This window comes from Sphingobium jiangsuense, assembly GCF_014196495.1.
In the GTDB taxonomy this organism is placed as follows: domain Bacteria; phylum Pseudomonadota; class Alphaproteobacteria; order Sphingomonadales; family Sphingomonadaceae; genus Sphingobium; species Sphingobium jiangsuense.
The window spans coordinates 112884-131871 of the sequence record NZ_JACIDT010000003.1 but is presented as its reverse complement, the minus strand read 5'-3'; the positions used below and the strand labels follow the sequence as shown (position 1 = coordinate 131871).

The window sequence follows — 18988 nt, the reverse complement described above, 5'->3', positions numbered from 1 at the left end:
GCGCGTGACATCGCCTGCGCCCCCAGCCTGCGCTGGGGTGACGGCAAAAACCCGCCTTCCTCCACCCCGATCCGCCACTTAGCGCCTCAACAGGACGCAAGCCGATTGCGCCGGACGTCCTCCCATCCTACATGCACGGACATGACGGAACAGCCTCTATCCCACAACCACGACGACACCACCCGCCCGCTGCGCCCGGCGATCCTGTCCGGCCTGCGCGGCAAATGCCCCGCCTGCGAGAAGGGGCCGCTGTTCGCGCGCTTCCTGAAGCCGGCGAAAAGCTGCGCCGGGTGCGGCGAGGCGCTGGACGGGCATGAGGCCGACGATTTCCCAGCCTATATCGTCATCCTGCTGCTGGGCCATATTCTCGTGCCGGTGATGATCGAGGTCAATCACGCGTTCGACATCCCCCTGCTATGGCAGAGCATCATCTGGCCGGTGATGGCGCTGCTGCTGGCGGTGGCGATGATCCAGCCGACCAAGGGCGCGGTCATCGGCCTGCAATGGGCGCGGCGGATGCACGGCTTCGCGGCGGCGCTGCCGGAGGAAAAGGACGCCGCCCCCCTGCGGCGCTGAACGGCGCGGCGGGAACGGTTCGAAACGAAGAGAGGGTTTGGGGAGTTAAGGAGAGGTCCGGCCCGGACCATGTGCAGGGCGATATCGGGAAGAAAATCGGGTGCTCCCCTTGTGTGGTAAAATTGCCACATTACCTTTGATGTCGAAAGGAACAGGGCAATCGCATGAACCTCGAAAAATTCACCGATCGCGCCAAGGGTTTTCTCCAGTCGGCGCAAACCGTCGCCATCCGCATGAACCATCAGCGGATCAGCCCCGACCATATCCTCAAGGCCTTGCTGGAGGACAGTGAGGGCATGGCGGCCGGCCTCATCAAGGCGGCCGGGGGCGATGCCGCCGCCGCGACGCGGGAAGCCGACGCCGCGCTGGCCAAAATCCCCGCCGTGTCCGGCTCCGGCGCGCAAAGCTCGCCCGGCCTCGACAATGACGCGGTGCGCCTGCTCGATTCCGCCGAGCAGATCGCGCAGAAGGCGGGCGACAGCTTCGTCACCGTGGAGCGGCTGCTGCTCGCCCTCACCCTCGCCTCCACCACCGCGGCGGGCAAGGCGCTCGCCAATGCGGGCGTGCGGGCCGAGGCGCTGAACGGCGCGATCAACAGCCTGCGCGGCGGGCGCACCGCCGACACCGCGACGGCGGAGGATCGCTATGACGCGCTCAAGAAATTCGCGCGCGACCTCACCGCCGACGCCCGTGCGGGCAAGCTCGATCCGGTGATCGGCCGCGACGAGGAAATCCGCCGCACCATCCAGATCCTCGCCCGCCGCACCAAGAACAACCCGGTGCTGATCGGCGAACCCGGCGTCGGCAAAACCGCCATCGCCGAAGGGCTGGCGCTGCGCATTTCCCATGGCGACGTGCCCGATACGCTGAAGGACCGCACGCTGATGGCGCTCGACATGGGCAGCCTGATCGCGGGCGCCAAATATCGCGGCGAGTTCGAGGAGCGCCTGAAGGGCGTGCTCGACGAGGTGAAGGGCGCGGAAGGCCACATCATCCTCTTCATCGACGAGATGCACACGCTGATCGGCGCGGGCAAATCCGAAGGCGCGATGGACGCGGGCAACCTGCTGAAACCGGCGCTGGCGCGCGGCGAGCTGCATTGCATCGGCGCGACCACGCTCGACGAATATCAGAAATATGTCGAGAAGGACGCGGCGCTGCAACGCCGCTTCCAGCCGGTGTTCGTCGGCGAGCCCACGGTCGAGGACACCATCTCGATCCTGCGCGGCATCAAGGAGAAGTACGAGCTGCACCATGGCGTGCGGATCACCGACGGGGCGATCGTCTCGGCGGCGACCCTCTCCAACCGCTATATCACCGACCGTTTCCTGCCGGACAAGGCGATCGACCTGATGGACGAGGCCGCCAGCCGCCTGCGCATGGAGGTGGAGAGCAAGCCGGAGGAGATCGAAAATCTCGACCGGCGCATCATCCAGCTCAAGATCGAGCGCGAGGCACTGAAGAAGGAAAGCGATCAGGCGTCGAAGGATCGCCTCGCCGCGCTGGAGGAGGATCTGGCGAACCTCGAACAGCAAAGCTCCGAACTCACGCAGAAATGGCAGGCGGACAAGGAGAAGATCGCGGGCGAGGCGAAGCTGAAGGAAGCGCTGGACCAAGCGCGCGCCGAGCTGGATCAGGCGCAGCGCGCAGGCGACCTCGCCAAGGCGGGCGAGCTGGCCTATGGCCGCATCCCCGACCTGGAGCGCCAGCTTGCCGAAGCGCAGGGCGCGACGCAAAGCGCGATGCTGCGCGAGGAAGTGACCGCCGAGGACATCGCCTCGGTCGTCTCGCGCTGGACCGGCATTCCCGTCGACAAGATGATGGAAGGCGAGCGCGAGAAGCTGCTGCACATGGAGCAGGAACTGGGCAAGCGCGTCATCGGGCAGGAGCAGGCGGTGCGCGCCGTCTCCACCGCCGTGCGCCGCAGCCGCGCGGGCTTGCAGGATCCGAACCGGCCGCTGGGCAGCTTCCTGTTCCTCGGCCCCACCGGCGTCGGCAAGACGGAGCTGACCAAGGCGCTCGCCGGCTTCCTGTTCGACGACGACAATGCGATGGTGCGCATCGACATGAGCGAATTCATGGAGAAGCACAGTGTCGCCCGGCTGATCGGCGCGCCTCCGGGCTATGTCGGCTATGAGGAAGGCGGCGTCCTGACCGAGGCGGTGCGGCGGCGGCCCTATCAGGTCGTGCTGTTCGACGAGGTGGAAAAGGCGCACAGCGACGTGTTCAACGTGCTGTTGCAGGTGCTGGACGACGGCCGCCTGACCGACGGGCAGGGCCGCACGGTCGATTTTTCGAACACGATCATCGTGTTGACGTCAAACCTCGGCAGCCAGTATCTCGCCAACATGGCCGACGGGCAGAAGGTCGAGGATGTCGAGCCGCAGGTGATGGACGTGGTGCGCTCGCACTTCCGCCCCGAATTCCTGAACCGGCTTGATGAGATCATCCTGTTCCATCGCCTGGGCGTGGAGCATATGGCGCCGATCGTCGACATTCAGGTCGGCCGCGTCGCCAGGCTGCTGAAGGACCGCAAGGTGAAGCTGGACCTGACCGAGGGCGCGCGGGCGTGGCTGGGCCGGGTGGGCTACGACCCGGTCTATGGCGCCCGGCCGCTGAAGCGCGCGGTGCAGAAATATCTGCAGGACCCGCTCGCCGAGATGATCCTGTCGGGACAGGTGCCCGATGGATCGACGGTGAAGGTCGGCGAAGGGGACGGGCAACTGGCGCTGGCGGTGGAATAATCGGCCTGTTGCGGTGGGGCAGACGTCCCCGCCTCCATTCGCCCAGAACTCATAACCACCAAAGAAAACGGGGCAGCGGATAGTGCGCTGCCCCGTTTCAGATTGGGAACCGGTCAGAATTTGACCGATGCGCCGATGAAGAAATACCGACCCAGCGGATCATAGGTGGCGGGGAAGGTGTTGCCGCTGTTCTCCGCCGTGCCGCCATAGTCGTTGCCGACGATCGGCGGCTTCTTGTCGAACAGATTGTTGATCCCGCCGCGAAGCTGGAAACCGCCCTCGATATCGAAGGTGCTGCTGAGGTCGAAATAGCTGCGCGCCTTGATGACCGGGACCACATAATCGGCCGGGTCGGCGCCGTTCAGCACGATGTCGTCCTTCGTCAGCTTGCCGATATAGCGCCAGCGCAGCAGCACGCTGAGTGGGCCGTAATCGAGTTGGCTGTTCTGGATGAACTGCCATTTGGGCTGCGGGCGCAGGCAGGTCTTGCCGACCAGCCCGACGCAGTCATAGGACGGGAAGATGTCCGCAGGCTGATCGACCGCCTTGATCGTCCGCGTCGCGTTGATGCCGAATTGCAGGCGGACATCCTGGCCGACGGTGAACTGATAGGCCGCCGCGAAGTCGATGCCGGTCCGCTTCAGCGAGGCCGCGTTCAGCGTGCTGGCGTCGACGCCCGTTTCCGTGCCGCCGCTGAGCGAACCGTTCAGCGGATTGCGGTTGATGAGCTGGCAGAAGAAGCCGTTGGGGTCCATCTCCTGCTCATAACAGGCATCGACGATCACCTGTTCGGAGAACTGGGTGATCGCATTCTTCACCTTGATGTTGAAATAGTCGACCGACGCGCTGAAGCCGGGCAGCTGGCGCGGCTGCACGACGAAGCCGATGCTGTAGGTGTCCGACTTTTCCGGCGTCAGCGTGGGGTTGCCGCCGGAATAATTGTTGATCTGGCCCGCGATCGGCCCGTTGACGGTGCCGATGCGGCCCGCCGGAACGCCGGTGTCGTAGCAGAGCTGCGTCAGCGCGGCATTGCCGACCGGATTGGCGCCCGCGCAGGGATCGGTTTCCAGATCGCCCGTGCCCGGCGTGCGGGGCTCGCCCAGTTCGCCCAGATTGGGTGCGCGGACGGCGCGCTGGTACAGGCCGCGAACGCGGAAGCCCTCCACCGGCATCCACTCGCCGCCGGCCTTGTAGGTCCAGTTGGAGAAGCCGTTGCCGAAGCTGCCGCCGGTCACCAGATTGTCGACGGTGCTGGAATATTTGGAGTAGCGCAGGCCGCCTTCGAACACCAGCGACTCGGCGAAGGCCACGCCTTCGAGCAGCGGGATGCTGACCTCGGCATAGACTTCCTTCACATTATATTTCGCGTCGACCGGCGATTGCGAGCCGAAGCCGGGCGCATTGCCCGCGATCAGGTTCGCGTCGGGCCGCGAAATGCTCTTTTCCCGGCGATATTCCACGCCCACCGCGAAGCCGGCGGCGGTCGAGGCGGTCGGCAGGGTGAACATCTCGCCCGCCAGCGACGCGCCGGTCACGAACTGCGTGGTCTTGTCGTTCGCTTCGAGATCGAGGCGGATGAAATCCCCCATCTCGGGCGTCAGATTGCCGGCGCCGAACAGGTTGACCGGAACGCAGCCGTTGCTGGGATCGATGCAGGTCGGCACGCCGCCAACGCTGCGCACCAGCATGCCCTGCTGGGTCTTGGCGAAATCGATATCGTTCAGATATTGCTGGCGGCGCTTGACCTGGCCATATTGCGCGAAGACCTCATAGTTGAGCCCGCCGCCCAGATCGCCCCGGAAACCGCCGACGAACTGCATCAGCTTGTTGCGATAGATGGAATCGCGCGTGCCGATCTCGGTGGTGCGGCGGCCGAACGCGACGTCCACATTGCCGTCGCCATCGGTATCCAGCGGTCCCAGCACGCCGCGCGCCTGATCGGACAGGAACGGGTTGTCGAGGTTGATCGTGAACGGATAGAAAAAGGTGCCGGACGGCGCCAATATGGTCTGCACCTTGGTGTCGACATAGGAGGCGCGGCCGAAGAAGGTCACCGCATCGGAAAATTCATATTTGAACAGCGCATGCGCCTGATAGCGCTCCTGCGGCACCTGGAACAGGTTGTAGGGGTTGAAGTTGAATGACCCCGCCACCGGCCCGAGGTCGCCATTGGGCGAGAACTGGGCATAGCAATTGCCGTCATCGATATCCGCCTGCGAGCAGATGGTCGGGAAAGTGTCGGCGATATTGCCAGGCGTGTCCGTCAGGCTGCCCGACGGCTGGAGGTCGGCCTGGCCGAGGGCGAATTCGGAAAAGCTGCGGCGGCCCTGATATAGCGCCTTCTGCTTCGTATAGCCGCCGTTCACGATAAAATGGCCGCGCCCTTCGGAAAAGCTGGTGCCATAGGTGAGGCTGCCGTCGAAGGTCCGCGCGTCGCCCCGGCTGGTGAGGCCATATTGCGCGTCCGCCTTGAAGCCGCTGAATTCGTCGTCCAGAATGAAGTTGACGACGCCCGCAACCGCATCGGAACCATAGACCGCCGAAGCGCCGCCGGTCACGACATCGACCCGCTTGATGAGGGCGGTCGGGATCATGTTGACGTCGACGATGCCGTCCTTGTCATAGGGGGTGAAGCGCTTGCCGTCGACCAGCACCAGCGTCCGCTGTTCGGTCAGGTTGCGCAGGTCGATCGTCGCGACGCCGGGGTTGCCGTTGTTAGTCTGGCCGCCGATGCCGGGCACGGCCTGCGGAATGTCGCGCAGCACGTCCTCGACCGACGCCGCGCCGGAGCGGTTGATCGATTCCGCCGACACGATCGAGATGGGCGAGTTGGACGTAAGATCCGGCCGCGCAATGCGCGAGCCGGTGACAACGATCACCTGTTCCACACCCGGATCCGCGCCTTGCGGTTCGTCCTGGGCGATCGCGATGGAAGGGGAGAGCATCGCCGACGCCAGGATGACAGGCGCGACTCCGCAACGCAGCCGAGCTGCAATATCGATTTTCTTCACTTTCCAGTCCCTTGCTCTGGACGGGAGCGGATAGACACCACCCCCTTTGCTTCACAAGGATACGAAAAGCCGTTTCAACCCGTCATCTTGCAATGAAGAGCCGAAAAGTGCCCGACAGCGACAGGCCCTTCGTATCACTGTCGTTCATTAGGCGTTCATCCCCCTGATCTGTAAAGGGGTAGTGAGACGGACTGCGTTCATTTTGATCCGCCCTTGTGGCTAAAAGGCCACAGAGTTGTAAAAAATTTCCATGGCCTTGCTGGGCGGCAGGGCTGGACCGCATGCCCCTCAATTGGCGGGCATTTCCCCGGCGATGCGCTGCGGGTCGAGGCGGGCGCCGTTCCACATCATGCCCCAGTGCATGTGCGGGCCGCTGGCCCGTCCGGTCGCGCCGACCGCGCCGAGCAACTGCCCCTGCCGCACCCTCTCCCCTTCCGCCACCGCGAGGCTGGAGCAATGGAGAAAGGCGCTGCTGAGGCCCATGCCATGATCGATGATCAGCAAATGGCCCTCCAGCGTGAAGGGCGTCCGCGCGGCCAGCACCACCACACCGTCGGCGGGCGCGCGGATCGGCGTGCCGGTCGGCGCCGCGACATCGACGCCGCTATGATAGCTGCCCGGCTGGCCGCGATAGATGCGCTGCGCGCCGAACAGGCCGGAAATGCGCCCCGTCACCGGCCAGCGGAAATCCTGCCGCCAGCCGTCCGACTGCACCCGCATCGCCCGCGCGGCGCGTATCCGCTCCAGCTCCGGCTTGCGCCGTTCGAGGAATTCGGCGCTCGGCACGCCGCCGGTGGGGGAAGCATTGACCCGCTCGATCCGCCAGTTGCCCGGCCGCACCGTCAGTCTCTGCTCGATCGGCGCGCCGCCTTCCACCTCCGCGCGCAGCAGCGCCGAGGCGGCGGCATCGCGATCGAAGGCGATGAGGAAGCGGCCGTCATCGGCCAGCGGAACGGCGGCGCCGTCCAGCGTCAGGCCGCGCGTGCAGCGCGGCGCCATGCCCCGGATCATGCCGCCCTGAACCGCCTCCCCGACCAGCACGAAATCGTCGGCCCGGCCCGCCTGCGCGGCGCAGGCGGGAAGCACGGGCGGCGCGGCCGGCGGCGACGGAGGAGGCGCGCCCGGATCGGACGCGACGCAACCCGCCACTATCAACGCCGGCGCCAGCAGGCAAAGCGCCCCCGGCCCCTGCCGCCCTGCCCGCACGATCAGGCCGGCAACCCCTGTTCCTTGCGCCACCGCACCTCGGCGGCGGTGGACGCCTCGGCGCTGGCATAGGGCTCCTGCCGCTCGATCGACCAATAGCGCAGGTCGTCGAGGGCGATTTTCTGCCCCGTCACCGCGCACAGCACATGATCGCCGGGGCTGAGCACCCGGAAGCTGTAGGCCATATAGTGCAGCCGCGCGGGCTGGTCCTTGCCGGACATCAACATCATTCGTCTCTCTCTTCTCCGGCGGCGAACAGATCCTGCTGCCCCTTATCCCCCGCATCGGGCCGAGGCGCGCGCCGCGCCGGCTTCGCCGGGGATGATAGCCCCTTTGCGGGGGCGGGCTCAACCCCGTTGCCGGTGGAAACGGCAAGCGCGCCGTCATGAAAGGTCAGCGTCATGTGCCCGGCCGCCCGCGCCGCGTCGGCCGAGGTCAGCACCCGGTCGCCCGCCGTCACCAGCGCAAAGCCCTTGGAGAGCGGCCTGCGCGGGTCGAGCGAGAGGGCGAGACGCCATGTCGCCTCCAGCCGCTCGCGCCGCTGGGCGATGCCGCGCGTGACGAGATCGGGGCGCAGGCGCACCCCGTCCAGCCGCATGCGGTTCTGCCCCAGCCGCTGCCGCAACAAACCGGGGCGCAGCGCCGCCCCCGCGTCGGAAAGCGTCCGCCACGCCATGGTGACGCGATGCCGCAGGCCCCGCCCCAGCCGCTCGCCCAGATCATCGACGCGCTGGCGCTGGGTGCTCAGCAGATTCTCCGGCGTCGGCAGCAGCCGGGCCGTCATCGCCAGCCGCTCGCGCCGCAACTCGACCGCCCGGCGCGCGCAGCGCCCGACGCGCAGACCCAGTTCCGTCAGCCCGGCCATCAGGTCCACCCGCACCGGCACCGCCATCTCGGCGGCGGCGGTCGGCGTGGGCGCGCGCACGTCCGCCGCATAATCGCACAGCGTCGTGTCCGTCTCATGCCCCACGGCGGAGATGATCGGGATGGTGCATTCCGCCACCGCGCGCACCACGGCTTCCTCGTTGAACGCCCAGAGGTCCTCGATCGACCCGCCACCGCGCGCGACGATCACCAGGTCCGGGCGCGGCACCGGCCCGCCGCTTTCGGGCAGCGCGGAAAAGCCGCGCACCGCCGCCGCGACCTGCGCCGCCGCGCTCTCCCCCTGCACCAGCACCGGCCAGAGCAGCACATGGGTGGGGCAGCGATCCTCCAGCCGGTGCAATATGTCGCGAATCACCGCACCCGTGGGCGAGGTCACCACGCCGATGGTGCGCGGCAGCACCGGCAGCGGCTTTTTCCGCTCCCGGTCGAACAGCCCCTCGGCGGCAAGCTGCTTCTTCAACCGTTCGAGCAGCTGCATCAGCGCGCCCTCGCCCGCCAGCTCCATCCGCTCGACCACCATCTGATATTTGGACCGGCCCGGATAGGTGGTGATCTTGCCGGTCGCGATCACCTCGATCCCGTCCTGCGGCTGGAAGGCGAGGCGCTGGGCCGTGCCCTTCCACATCACCGCGTCAATCACCGCATTCTCGTCCTTCAGGCAGAGATAGACATGGCCCGACGCCGCGCGCTTGTATCCCGAAATCTCGCCGCGCAGGCGCACATGGCCGAAGCGGTCCTCGACCATGCGCTTCAACACCGCCGATAATTCGGAGACGGACAGCGCCGGTGCGTTGTCCCCGCTGCGCTCTTCGGCTAACAGGCGGCCCGAAGCATCAGTGGCGGCATTATAATCCGGGGACATAGAGAGATGAATATCCTGTTGTTGGGATCGGGCGGACGGGAACATGCACTGGCGTGGAAGCTGGCGCAATCGCCCCGCGTCGATACACTCTATGCCGCGCCCGGCAACCCCGGAATAGCGCAAAGCGCGCGCCTCGTCACCCTCGACGCGACGGACCATGGCGCGGTCGCGGCCTTCTGCGCGGAAAAGGCGATCGATCTGGTCGTCATCGGGCCGGAAGCGCCGCTGGTCGATGGCCTCGGCGACAGCCTGCGGGCAAAGGGCATTGCGGTGTTCGGGCCGGACAAGGCGCCCGCGCAGCTCGAAGGCTCCAAGGGCTTCACCAAGGATCTGTGCGCCCGCGCGAACATCCCGACCGCAGGCTATGTGCGCACCACCTCGCTGGAGCAGGCGCGGGCCGCGCTGCCGAAATTCGGCCTGCCGGTCGTCATCAAGGCCGATGGCCTCGCGGCGGGCAAGGGCGTGATCATCGCGGAGACGGCGGAGCAGGCCGACGCGGCGCTGGCCGACATGTTCGGCGGCGGCTTCGGCGCGGCGGGCGCGGAGGTGGTGCTGGAAGAGTTTATGACCGGCGAGGAAGCGAGCTTTTTCGCGCTGACCGACGGCCACGCGATCCTGCCCTTCGGCAGCGCGCAGGATCATAAGCGGGTGAGCGACGGCGACACCGGCCCCAATACCGGCGGCATGGGCGCCTATTCTCCGGCCCGCGTGCTGACGCCGGAGCTGGAAGCGCAGGTGATGGACCGCATCGTCCGCCCGACCGTGGAGACGCTCGCCGCCGAGGGCATTCCCTATAGCGGCGTGCTCTATGCCGGGCTGATGCTGACCGCCGAGGGGCCGAAGCTGATCGAATATAATGCGCGCTTCGGCGACCCGGAATGCCAGGTACTGATGATGCGTTTTGCAGGCGACCTTGCGGAATTGCTGCTGGCGGTGGCGACCGGGCGACTGGCCGATTGCGGGTCGGTCGCGCTGGCGGACGAGTGCGCGCTGACCGTGGTGATGGCGGCGAACGGCTATCCCGGCACGCCGGAAAAGGGCGGCACGATCGAGGGGATAGAGGCGGTATCGGGCGCGCATGTGCAGATTTTCCACGCGGGCACGGCGGAACAGGACGGCAGACTCGTCGCCAATGGCGGACGCGTGCTGAACGTGACGGCGACCGGCTCCTCCATCGCGGAAGCGCAGGCGCGCGCCTATGCGGCGGTGGACGGGATCGACTTTCCTACCGGCTTCTGCCGCCGCGACATCGGCTGGCGCGAGGTGGAGCGGGAGGGACGGGGATAGCGGTTGCCGGTTCCCAAGCTAACATAAACAACCGTTCGGGCTGAGCATGTCGAAGCCCTGTCTTTCTTGCCTCAAAAGAAAACGGCCGTTCGCTTCGTCCATCATCCGGATCGACCAGCCTGCCCTGAGCCCTTCGACAAGCTCAGGACAGGCTTGTCGAAGGGCTCAGCCCGAACGGGGATAGCAGACTAGACACCCCAATTCCGCCACTCCTCCGCGTCGTGCCAACGCATATCGCGTCATGCCAGCGCAGGCTGGCATCTCAGGAGGCGGCGCGCGATACGGCCTGAGGCCCCAGCCTGCGCTGGGGTGACGAATGGGGCTGGAAGTCCACTCCATCCCAAAGCGGGCCTCTTCACCAACGAAAAAAGGGCGGACCGCCCGGCCCGCCCCCCTTTCTCTCGCCAACAGCGCGTCGGCTCAGTAAACGCGCGCCTTTGGCTTGATATAGTCGACCTCGTCGGTCAGCGTGTAGTCGTGCACCGGGCGGTAATCCAGCGTCACCTTGCCGCCGGTGCCGCCCCAGCCCTCGAACCACGAGACGGTGTGCTTCATCCAGTTCTCGTCGTCGCGGTTGGGGAAATCCTCGTGTGCATGGGCGCCGCGCGATTCCTTGCGCGCATGGGCGCCTTCCATCGTGCAGATCGCCTGCGCCATCAGATTGTCCAGTTCCAGCGTCTCGATCAGGTCGGTGTTCCAGATCAGGCTGCGGTCGGCGATCGTCACGTCCTGCAGGCGCTTGTTCACCTTCTGCATCATGTCGACGCCCTCGGCGAGCAGCGCGCTGTCGCGGAACACGGCGGCGTGCTTCTGCATCGTCTGCTGCATGTCGAGGCGGATGTCCGCCGTCGGCGTGCCGCCCTTCGCATTGCGATAATGGTCGAGACGCGACAGCGCCAGATCGGCCGAGTCGGCGGGCAGCGGCTTGTGCTTGCTGTTCGGCTTGATCGTTTCCTTGAGGTGCAGGCCGGTCGCGCGGCCGAACACCACAAGGTCGATCAGCGAGTTGGAGCCGAGGCGGTTCGCCCCGTGCACCGACACGCAGGCCGCCTCGCCCACCGCATAGAGGCCGTCCACGATCACTTCGGGATCCTCGCCGATCTTCGTCACCACCTGGCCATGATAGTTGCAGGGGATGCCGCCCATATTGTAATGCACGGTCGGGCAGACCGGCAGCGGCTGGCGGGTCAGGTCGACGCCCGCGAAAATCTTGCCGCTCTCGGTGATGCCCGGCAGGCGCTCGGCCAGCACCTTCGGGTCGATATGGTCGAGGTGCAGGTAGATGTGGTCCTTGTTCGGGCCGACGCCGCGCCCTTCGCGGATCTCCATCGCCATGGAACGGGACACCACGTCGCGCGAGGCGAGATCCTTGGCGGACGGCGCATAGCGCTCCATGAAGCGCTCGCCCTCGGAGTTGGTGAGGTAGCCGCCCTCGCCGCGCGCGCCCTCGGTGATGAGCACGCCCGCGCCGTAGATGCCGGTCGGGTGGAACTGCACGAATTCCAGATCCTGCAACGGCAGCCCCGCGCGCAGCACCATGCCGCCGCCGTCGCCGGTGCAGCTGTGCGCCGATGTCGCGGAGAAATAGGCGCGGCCATAGCCGCCCGTCGCCAGCACCACCGCATGGCTGCGGAAGCGGTGGATCGAGCCGTCCTCCATGCAGATCGCGATCACGCCCCGGCATTCGGGCACGCCATTGGCGCCCTTTTCCATGATCAGGTCGATCGCGAAATATTCGATGAAGAAGTCCGCGTCATATTTCAGCGACTGCTGATAAAGCGCGTGCAGCATCGCATGGCCGGTGCGGTCGGCCGCCGCGCAGGTGCGCTGCACCGGCGGGCCTTCGCCCATATTCTGCATATGGCCGCCGAACGGGCGCTGATAGATGGTGCCGTCGGCATTGCGGCTGAACGGCACGCCGGCATGCTCCAGCTCATAGACCGCCGCCGGGGCCTCGCGCACCATATATTCGATCGCGTCCTGGTCGCCCAGCCAGTCCGACCCCTTGACGGTGTCGTACATGTGCCAGGTCCAGTGGTCCGGCGTGTTGTTGCACAGCGAGGCCGCGATGCCGCCCTGCGCGGCGACGGTGTGGCTGCGCGTCGGGAACAGCTTGGTGATGCACGCGGTCTTGAGGCCCGCCTCGGCGCTGCCCATGGTGGCGCGCAGGCCCGAACCGCCGGCACCCACGACGACCGTGTCATAGGTGTGGTCGATGATCTTGTATGAGTCCGTCATTATGCGACGCCCCCCGTGAATGCGATTTTGGCAACGGCGAAGATGCCCAGCGCAGCCCCGCCCAGGGCGTAGAAATTCAGCAGCATCAGCACGACGAATTTCAGCCCGTCATCATGGACATAGTCCTCGACAAGCACCTGCAGGCCCAGCTTCAGGTGCCAGAAGATGCTAAGCAGCATCAGCATCATCGGCACCGCGACCAGCGGCTGCGCGATCCAGCTCGTCACGCTGACATAATCGAGGCCGGGCATCTGGAGGACCGAAAAGATCAGCCACAGCACCAGCAACAGGTTGCCGACCGCGGTGAAGCGCTGGAGAATCCAGTGATGCGTCCCCGACTTGGCCGAACCGAGGCCGCGCACGCGGCCGATAGGCGTTCCGTTCCCCATCAGAGCTTCTCCACCAGCAGCCAGCACCAGATCGCCGCCGTGACGACGACCGCGAGCACGAACACCAGGATCGAAAAGGTGCGGTTCGTCTTCAGCTCATAACCCGCGCCGATATCCAGCACGAGGTGGCGCAGCCCGGAGAACAGGTGCTGGAAAAAGGCCCAGGTCAACCCGATCATGATGAGATAGCCGATGGGGCTGACGGCCCAGCTCTGGAAATAGGCGTAATGGGCCGGGCCGGATGCCGCCGCGACCAGCCACCACACCAGCGCCAGCGCACCGACGATCGCCAACCCGTCCCCGGCGACGCGATGCGCGATGGAAACCGCCATATGCGGCCCCCAGCGCCATATGGAAAGATGCGGCGATAGGGGTCTGTTCTGCCCCTTTTTCTGTGGATGAGCCATACTGGTCCCGTTCTCTCAGTTGAACCTGAATCGGCCCCCTTTAGCGCGTGGGTCTGCCGCACGCAAATCATCATGGGCACATGATTGCCCACCCCTGTCATTTTTGTTCGCTATTGCGAAAGATAATCAAAGATTAACCTCCTTTCCCTAGGATTTGCCTCGATTCAGACAAAGCAAACCAGCAACACAGGGTCAGGAACAGCAATGCCGCACGATCTGGCGATCGGGGACCATATCAACATTCGCGAACGGCTGGAGGATTTCGACGCCGACGGATCGCTGGCCGATGCCGCCCGCGAAATCTGGACGATGATCGAGCAGGACGGCAGGCCCGCCGATAATTTCTATCACGCCTATGCCGTGCGCAGCGGGCTGCACGACCGCTGCCCGGCCGAATCCCTTCGCGTCGTCCGCGCCGAGATCGACCGCTATCTCCGCCAGAAATTCTCCGCCTTCTCGTCCGACGGCTGGGTCCATTCGATGAACCAGTGCGTCCGCCACGCGCGCGAGAACGGCGTGGCGCTGCGCACCGTGCTGGTCGCGGTCAACGCCTCCAGCGAGGCGATTACCGACATCGTCCGGCGCGAGGTGGTCGACGGCGATGCGCGCCACCGGCTGATGCGGGCCCTGCTGCGGATGACGATGATCGAGGCCGAAACCATGTGCGCGATCGTCGCGGAGGAGAATGTCCGCCGCGACACGCAGGAGCGCAAGCGCAACAGCGAGATGTTCGAGCAGAGGATCGCGAGCGAGGTGGACGACGCGTCCCGCTTCGGCGTCAGCCTGCGCGACCAGGCCAAGCATGCGTCGCACGCGACGCGCGGCATGCTCGACCAGGTATCCGAAGTCGCCGCCGCCGCCGAGCAATCGGCGCTGGCGATGCGGGAGGCCGCGCATATTTCCGCCGGCCTCATCCGCGCGATCGAGGAAACCCGCGCGCAGGTGGAAAATTCGGCGGAGGTCGCGCAGCGCGCCTCGATCCAGGCGGGCGAGGCGGTGTCGATGTCGGCCACCCTTTCCGACCATGCGCAGGCGATCGAGTCGATCCTCGGCCTCATCCGCGACATTGCCGGGCAGACCAACCTGCTCGCGCTCAACGCGACGATCGAGGCCGCGCGCGCGGGCGATGCCGGGCGCGGCTTCGCCGTCGTCGCGCAGGAGGTGAAATCGCTGGCGAGCCAGACCGCCCGCGCCACCGACGACATCGCGGGCAAGATCGCCGCGATCCAGAATAGCACCCGCCAGTCGGTCGACACCAACCAGCGCATCCGCGACACGGTGAGCGACGTGCAGGAAAGCTCCGAGCGCATCCGCCACGCGATGGAGCAGCAGGCGCAGACCGTGACGATGATCACCGCAGCGGTGGACGAAACCGCGCTGGCCGCCGATTCCATGTCCACCACCGTCGACACCATCCGCCGGGACACCGAGGTGGTAGCCTCGGAGATCGACGCGCTGGAACAGGGCCTCGGCACGGTCGAGACGATGCTGAACAATCTGCGCGACGCCTCGGCGGAATTCGGCCGCCGCGTCCGGTCCGACAGCGCCTCCGGCGAAAAGGCGCAGGGCAAGGACTGGACGCCTTTTCCGAGGGTCGCGTCGCTGGCATTTTAGGGCCGGACCAGCGGGTGGTGGCGGGATTGCGCTGCCGCCGTGGTGCGTTGCGGCTTTCGGCCAGAAGCGAACCTCCACCTTCATCGTCACCCTGAACGTGGTTAGCTGCGCTGGTTTTCGGCTCAGGGGCCATTGCGCCAGATTGAGCGGAGGAGCGTGGGGCTTGATGGACGCTGAAACAAGTTCAGCATGACGATTGGGCTATGGCGGCCAACCGCCATCCCTATACCGTCATGCCAGCGCAGGCTGGCATCTCAGGAGGCAGCGCGCGACGTGGCCTGCGACCCCAGCGTTGCCCTTCGGTCGCCCTTCGGGTCGCTGGGGTGACGCATATGGAAAGGGCGTCCGATCACCCCAAACCAGCCCATCCCAGATAGATACAGCCACCAAAGAAAAGGACGCCCGCAGATCGCAGGCGCCCTCTTGTTTCCATCCCGCCCGCCACATCGGCGCGGCGGCGGTATCTCAGGCCGCGTCCTCGGCCTTCTTGTCCTTGTCGGTGAAGACGCGCACCGGTTCCTTGCGGCCTTCGACCACATCCTTGTCGACCACCACCTCGCTGACGCCTTCCATCGACGGCAGGTCGAACATGGTGTCGAGCAGGATCGCCTCGATGATCGAGCGCAGGCCACGCGCGCCGGTCTTGCGTTCGATCGCCTTCTTCGCGATCGCGGTCAGCGCCTCGTCGGTGAAGGTGAGGTCGACCTCCTCCATCTCGAACAGCTTGCGATACTGCTTCACCAGCGCATTCTTCGGCTCGACCAGGATCTGCACCAGCGCGGGCACATCCAGATCCTCCAGCGTCGCGATCACCGGCAGACGGCCGACAAATTCGGGGATCAGGCCGAATTTCAGCAGGTCCTCCGGCTCGCTCTGGCGCAGCAGCTCGCCGGTGCGGCGTTCCTCCGGCGCGGCGACATGGGCGCCGAAGCCGATGGACTTCGCCTCCAGCCGGTCGCCGATGATCTTTTCGAGGCCCGCGAACGCGCCGCCGCAGATGAACAGGATGTTGGTCGTATCCACCTGCAGGAATTCCTGCTGCGGATGCTTGCGCCCGCCCTGCGGCGGAACGGAGGCGGTGGTGCCCTCCATCAGCTTCAGCAGCGCCTGCTGCACGCCCTCGCCCGACACGTCGCGGGTGATCGAGGGGTTCTCGGCCTTGCGGCTGATCTTGTCGATCTCGTCGATATAGACGATGCCGCGCTGCGCCTTTTCGACATTATAGTCGGACGCCTGCAACAGCTTGAGGATGATGTTCTCCACATCCTCGCCGACATAACCCGCCTCGGTCAGCGTCGTCGCATCGGCCATGGTGAAGGGCACGTCGAAGGTCTTGGCCAGCGTCTGCGCCAGCAACGTCTTGCCGCAGCCCGTGGGGCCGACGAGCAGGATGTTCGACTTGGCGAGCTCGACGTCGCCCGTCTTGGTCCCGTGGTTGAGGCGCTTGTAGTGGTTGTGCACCGCGACCGACAGCACCCGCTTCGCCCGCGCCTGCCCGATCACATAATCGTTGAGGACATCGCAGATTTCCTGCGGCGTCGGCACCCCGCCATCCTTCTTTCCGACGAGGCCGCTCTTGGTTTCCTCGCGGATGATGTCGTTGCACAGCTCGACGCATTCGTCGCAGATGAAAACGGTCGGTCCGGCGATCAGCTTGCGCACCTCATGCTGCGACTTGCCGCAGAAGGAGCAATAGAGCGTGCTTTTCGAATCGGAACCTGTAAGCTTGGTCATTCCTGCTCTTTCCTCGCCCGGCCGGGATCGCGAGAGGCGATCGGCTCCGGCCTGGCATATGCGGTCATCCTAGACCGCCCTTTCCCTGTTTCACAAGCCCTGTTTAGGGGGCCTGTCCGAGGAGAGACGGTAGCCGCCCTCCCCTTAACGGCGCCTTACGCCTCTGCCGCGTCGGCCGGAACCGGGCGCTTTTCGAAGACCTGATCGACGATGCCGAACGCCTTGGCCTCCTCGGCTTCGAGGAAGGTGTCGCGATCCATCGCCGCCTCGATCTTCTCCAGCGGCTGGCCGGTGAACTGGGCGTAGAGATTGTTCATCCGCGCGCGGATACGCAGGATTTCCTTGGCCTGGATCTCGATGTCGGAGGCCATGCCCTGCGCGCCGCCGGACGGCTGGTGCACCATGATGCGCGAATTGGCGAGCGCGATGCGCATGCCCGGCTCGCCCGCCGCCAGCAGGAAGCTGCCCATGCTGGCCGCCTGGCCGATGCACACCGTGCCCACCTTCGGGCGGATATATTGCATCGTGTCGAAAATGGAGAGGCCCGCCGTGACCACGCCGCCCGGCGAGTTGATGTACATGTAGATGTCCTTCTTCGGATTTTCCGATTCGAGGAACAGAAGCTGGGCGACGATGATCGACGCCATATGATCCTCGATCTGGCCGGTCACGAAGATGATGCGCTCGCGCAGCAGGCGGGAATAGATGTCGAAGCTGCGTTCGCCCCGATTCGACTGCTCGATGACGACGGGGACCAGTGCGGCCATGGGATCGAAAGTGCTGTTGTGCATGGGATCGAGATTCTTTCAGCGTCTTGAGGTTGCCCGGACCCTACATCGGGGCAAAATGATGCGGGTTCAAGGGGGGATGTGCCTCCCTTCCCTAACCGGCGGGGATTAACGGCTGTTTGACGCCGGGCCGGGACGCGCCAGATCGGCGGGCGCGGCATGGGCGAGATAGGCGAGCCGCTTCACCTCGCGCCGGCCGCGCACCACCGTGTCGAGGATGAGGCCGCACATGAAGCTGAGGCCCGCGACGATGGTCATGCCGGTGACGAGGATCGCGGTCGGGAAGCGCGGGACGAGGCCGGTTTCGAGCCAGGTGAACAGCAACGGCAGCGCCAGCGCCAGCGCGACCAGCAGCAGCAGCGCGGCGATGCCGCCATAGAACCAGATCGGCCGTTCCATGCGATAGAGATTGAGGATCGTCCGCAGGATGCGCCAGCCGTCACGATAGGTGGAAAGCTTGCTGACCGACCCTTCGGGCCGCGCGGCATAGGCGGTTTCCTTCTCCGCCACCGGCATCGCCAGTTCGAGCGCATGGACGCTGATTTCCGTCTCGATCTCGAACCCGGCCGACAGCACCGGGAAGCTCTTCACGAAACGGCGGGAAAACAGGCGGTAGCCGGACAATATGTCGGTGAAGCTGCGGCCGAACAGGCTTTGCAGCAGGCCGGTCAGCAACCGGTTGCCGAGGCGGTGGCCGGTGCGATAGGCGGCCTGCTCCTCCGACCGGCGGCAGCCGACCACCATGTCGAAATTATGCTCCAGCATCATCGCGATCATGTCCGGCGCGGCGGCGGCCTCATAGGTCGCGTCGCCATCGGCCATGATGTAGAGGTCGGCGTCGATATCGGCGAACATGCGCCGCACCACATGCCCCTTGCCCTGCTGGCGCACCTGCCGCACCACGGCCCCTGCGGCGGCGGCAAGCTCGCGGCTGCCGTCGGTGCTGTTGTTGTCGTAGACGTAGATGACGGCCTCGGGCAGCGCCGCGCGAAACTCCTCGACGGTGCGGGCGATCGCGCCGGCCTCATTATAGCAGGGCAGCAGAACGGCTATGCGCGGTGCGGTCACGAAGGCGGGCCTTGTCAGGGATGAAGTGCGCCCCCTTTATCCCAAGTGCGGCGGGCAATGCAATTGGCGTTGGGGAGTGAGGTCGGGCGGTTGCGGCCGGGGCGCACCTCATCCTTCATCGTCACCCTGAACCTGGTTGGCTGCGCTGGCCTTCGGCTCAGGGTCCATTTCATCGGATT

General features: G+C 65.9%; 14 protein-coding genes. 4 read left to right on the top strand and 10 right to left on the bottom strand.

Annotated features, from left to right (window positions below; genetic code table 11):
* The first annotated feature begins 141 nt into the window (after positions 1–141).
* Positions 142–576, top strand: coding sequence for a DUF983 domain-containing protein (locus tag GGR43_RS05480; protein WP_188070953.1), 435 nt, complete (start codon positions 142–144; stop codon positions 574–576).
* 164 nt (positions 577–740) lie between these two features.
* Positions 741–3320, top strand: coding sequence for an ATP-dependent chaperone ClpB (clpB, locus tag GGR43_RS05475; protein WP_188070952.1), 2580 nt, complete (start codon positions 741–743; stop codon positions 3318–3320).
* Positions 3321–3433: 113 nt separating this feature from the next.
* Here the strand turns inward: clpB and GGR43_RS05470 are convergent, their stop codons facing one another.
* The 4 genes from GGR43_RS05470 to xseA all read right to left on the bottom strand — a co-directional run bounded on the left by GGR43_RS05470 (position 3434) and on the right by xseA (position 9284).
* Positions 3434–6331 carry a TonB-dependent receptor domain-containing protein gene (locus tag GGR43_RS05470; protein ID WP_188070951.1) on the bottom strand — a complete coding sequence of 966 codons (2898 nt, stop codon included), beginning with the start codon at positions 6329–6331 and terminating at the stop codon, positions 3434–3436.
* Between the two features lie 288 nt (positions 6332–6619).
* The gene (locus GGR43_RS05465; protein WP_284278598.1) at positions 6620–7570 is read right to left on the bottom strand and encodes a M23 family metallopeptidase; all 951 of its coding nucleotides are present in this window, start codon (positions 7568–7570) and stop codon (positions 6620–6622) included.
* Positions 7540–7764, bottom strand: coding sequence for a DUF2093 domain-containing protein (locus GGR43_RS05460; protein WP_188071182.1), 225 nt, complete (start codon positions 7762–7764; stop codon positions 7540–7542). Before GGR43_RS05460 ends, GGR43_RS05465 begins: the two co-directional genes overlap by 31 nt.
* Positions 7764–9284: an exodeoxyribonuclease VII large subunit gene (gene xseA / locus GGR43_RS05455; RefSeq protein ID WP_188070950.1), complete on the bottom strand. Its 1521-nt coding sequence runs from the start codon at positions 9282–9284 to the stop codon at positions 7764–7766. The genes GGR43_RS05460 and xseA overlap by 1 nt, the downstream gene beginning before the upstream one ends.
* Before the next feature lie 6 nt (positions 9285–9290).
* Here xseA and purD point away from each other — a divergent pair, with 6 nt between their 5' ends.
* Positions 9291–10571, top strand: coding sequence for a phosphoribosylamine--glycine ligase (gene purD, locus GGR43_RS05450; protein WP_188070949.1), 1281 nt, complete (start codon positions 9291–9293; stop codon positions 10569–10571).
* Positions 10572–10991: 420 nt separating this feature from the next.
* On the opposite strand, the gene sdhA is transcribed toward purD, so the two are convergent.
* The 3 genes from sdhA to sdhC are packed head-to-tail and all read right to left on the bottom strand — an operon-like array spanning position 10992 to position 13605.
* On the bottom strand, positions 10992–12809 hold the full coding sequence (gene sdhA, locus GGR43_RS05445) for a succinate dehydrogenase flavoprotein subunit (protein ID WP_188070948.1): 1818 nt from the start codon (positions 12807–12809) through the stop codon (positions 10992–10994).
* Positions 12809–13198, bottom strand: coding sequence for a succinate dehydrogenase, hydrophobic membrane anchor protein (gene sdhD, locus GGR43_RS05440; RefSeq protein WP_188070947.1), 390 nt, complete (start codon positions 13196–13198; stop codon positions 12809–12811). Before sdhD ends, sdhA begins: the two co-directional genes overlap by 1 nt.
* Positions 13198–13605 (bottom strand): succinate dehydrogenase, cytochrome b556 subunit, encoded by a 408-nt coding sequence (sdhC, locus tag GGR43_RS05435; protein ID WP_188070946.1) that lies wholly within the window; start codon positions 13603–13605, stop codon positions 13198–13200. The genes sdhD and sdhC overlap by 1 nt, the downstream gene beginning before the upstream one ends.
* Before the next feature lie 204 nt (positions 13606–13809).
* On the opposite strand from sdhC, the gene GGR43_RS05430 reads away from it, so the two are divergent.
* Positions 13810–15219: a methyl-accepting chemotaxis protein gene (locus tag GGR43_RS05430; RefSeq protein ID WP_188070945.1), complete on the top strand. Its 1410-nt coding sequence runs from the start codon at positions 13810–13812 to the stop codon at positions 15217–15219.
* Between the two features lie 465 nt (positions 15220–15684).
* Here the strand turns inward: GGR43_RS05430 and clpX are convergent, their stop codons facing one another.
* The 3 genes from clpX to GGR43_RS05415 form a co-directional block, all read right to left on the bottom strand.
* Entirely contained in the window at positions 15685–16953 is a 1269-nt protein-coding gene (clpX, locus tag GGR43_RS05425; RefSeq protein WP_188070944.1) for an ATP-dependent Clp protease ATP-binding subunit ClpX, read from the bottom strand.
* Between the two features lie 155 nt (positions 16954–17108).
* Positions 17109–17744, bottom strand: a complete 636-nt coding sequence (gene clpP, locus GGR43_RS05420) for an ATP-dependent Clp endopeptidase proteolytic subunit ClpP (protein ID WP_188070943.1) — start codon at positions 17742–17744, stop codon at positions 17109–17111.
* 105 nt (positions 17745–17849) lie between these two features.
* On the bottom strand, positions 17850–18809 hold the full coding sequence (locus GGR43_RS05415) for a glycosyltransferase family 2 protein (RefSeq protein WP_284278342.1): 960 nt from the start codon (positions 18807–18809) through the stop codon (positions 17850–17852).
* Between the last annotated feature and the right edge of the window lie 179 nt (positions 18810–18988).

Excerpts from the sequence above, each read along its gene's own strand:
- GGR43_RS05480 (WP_188070953.1), top strand. The coding sequence starts at position 142 with ATGACGGAACAGCCTCTATCCCACAACCACGACGACACCACCCGCCCG.
- clpB (WP_188070952.1), top strand. The coding sequence starts at position 741 with ATGAACCTCGAAAAATTCACCGATCGCGCCAAGGGTTTTCTCCAGTCG.
- GGR43_RS05460 (WP_188071182.1), bottom strand. The coding sequence starts at position 7,764 with ATGTTGATGTCCGGCAAGGACCAGCCCGCGCGGCTGCACTATATGGCC.
- xseA (WP_188070950.1), bottom strand. The coding sequence starts at position 9,284 with ATGTCCCCGGATTATAATGCCGCCACTGATGCTTCGGGCCGCCTGTTA.
- purD (WP_188070949.1), top strand. The coding sequence starts at position 9,291 with ATGAATATCCTGTTGTTGGGATCGGGCGGACGGGAACATGCACTGGCG.
- sdhA (WP_188070948.1), bottom strand. The coding sequence starts at position 12,809 with ATGACGGACTCATACAAGATCATCGACCACACCTATGACACGGTCGTC.
- sdhD (WP_188070947.1), bottom strand. The coding sequence starts at position 13,198 with ATGGGGAACGGAACGCCTATCGGCCGCGTGCGCGGCCTCGGTTCGGCC.
- sdhC (WP_188070946.1), bottom strand. The coding sequence starts at position 13,605 with ATGGCTCATCCACAGAAAAAGGGGCAGAACAGACCCCTATCGCCGCAT.
- GGR43_RS05430 (WP_188070945.1), top strand. The coding sequence starts at position 13,810 with ATGCCGCACGATCTGGCGATCGGGGACCATATCAACATTCGCGAACGG.
- clpX (WP_188070944.1), bottom strand. The coding sequence starts at position 16,953 with ATGACCAAGCTTACAGGTTCCGATTCGAAAAGCACGCTCTATTGCTCC.
- clpP (WP_188070943.1), bottom strand. The coding sequence starts at position 17,744 with ATGCACAACAGCACTTTCGATCCCATGGCCGCACTGGTCCCCGTCGTC.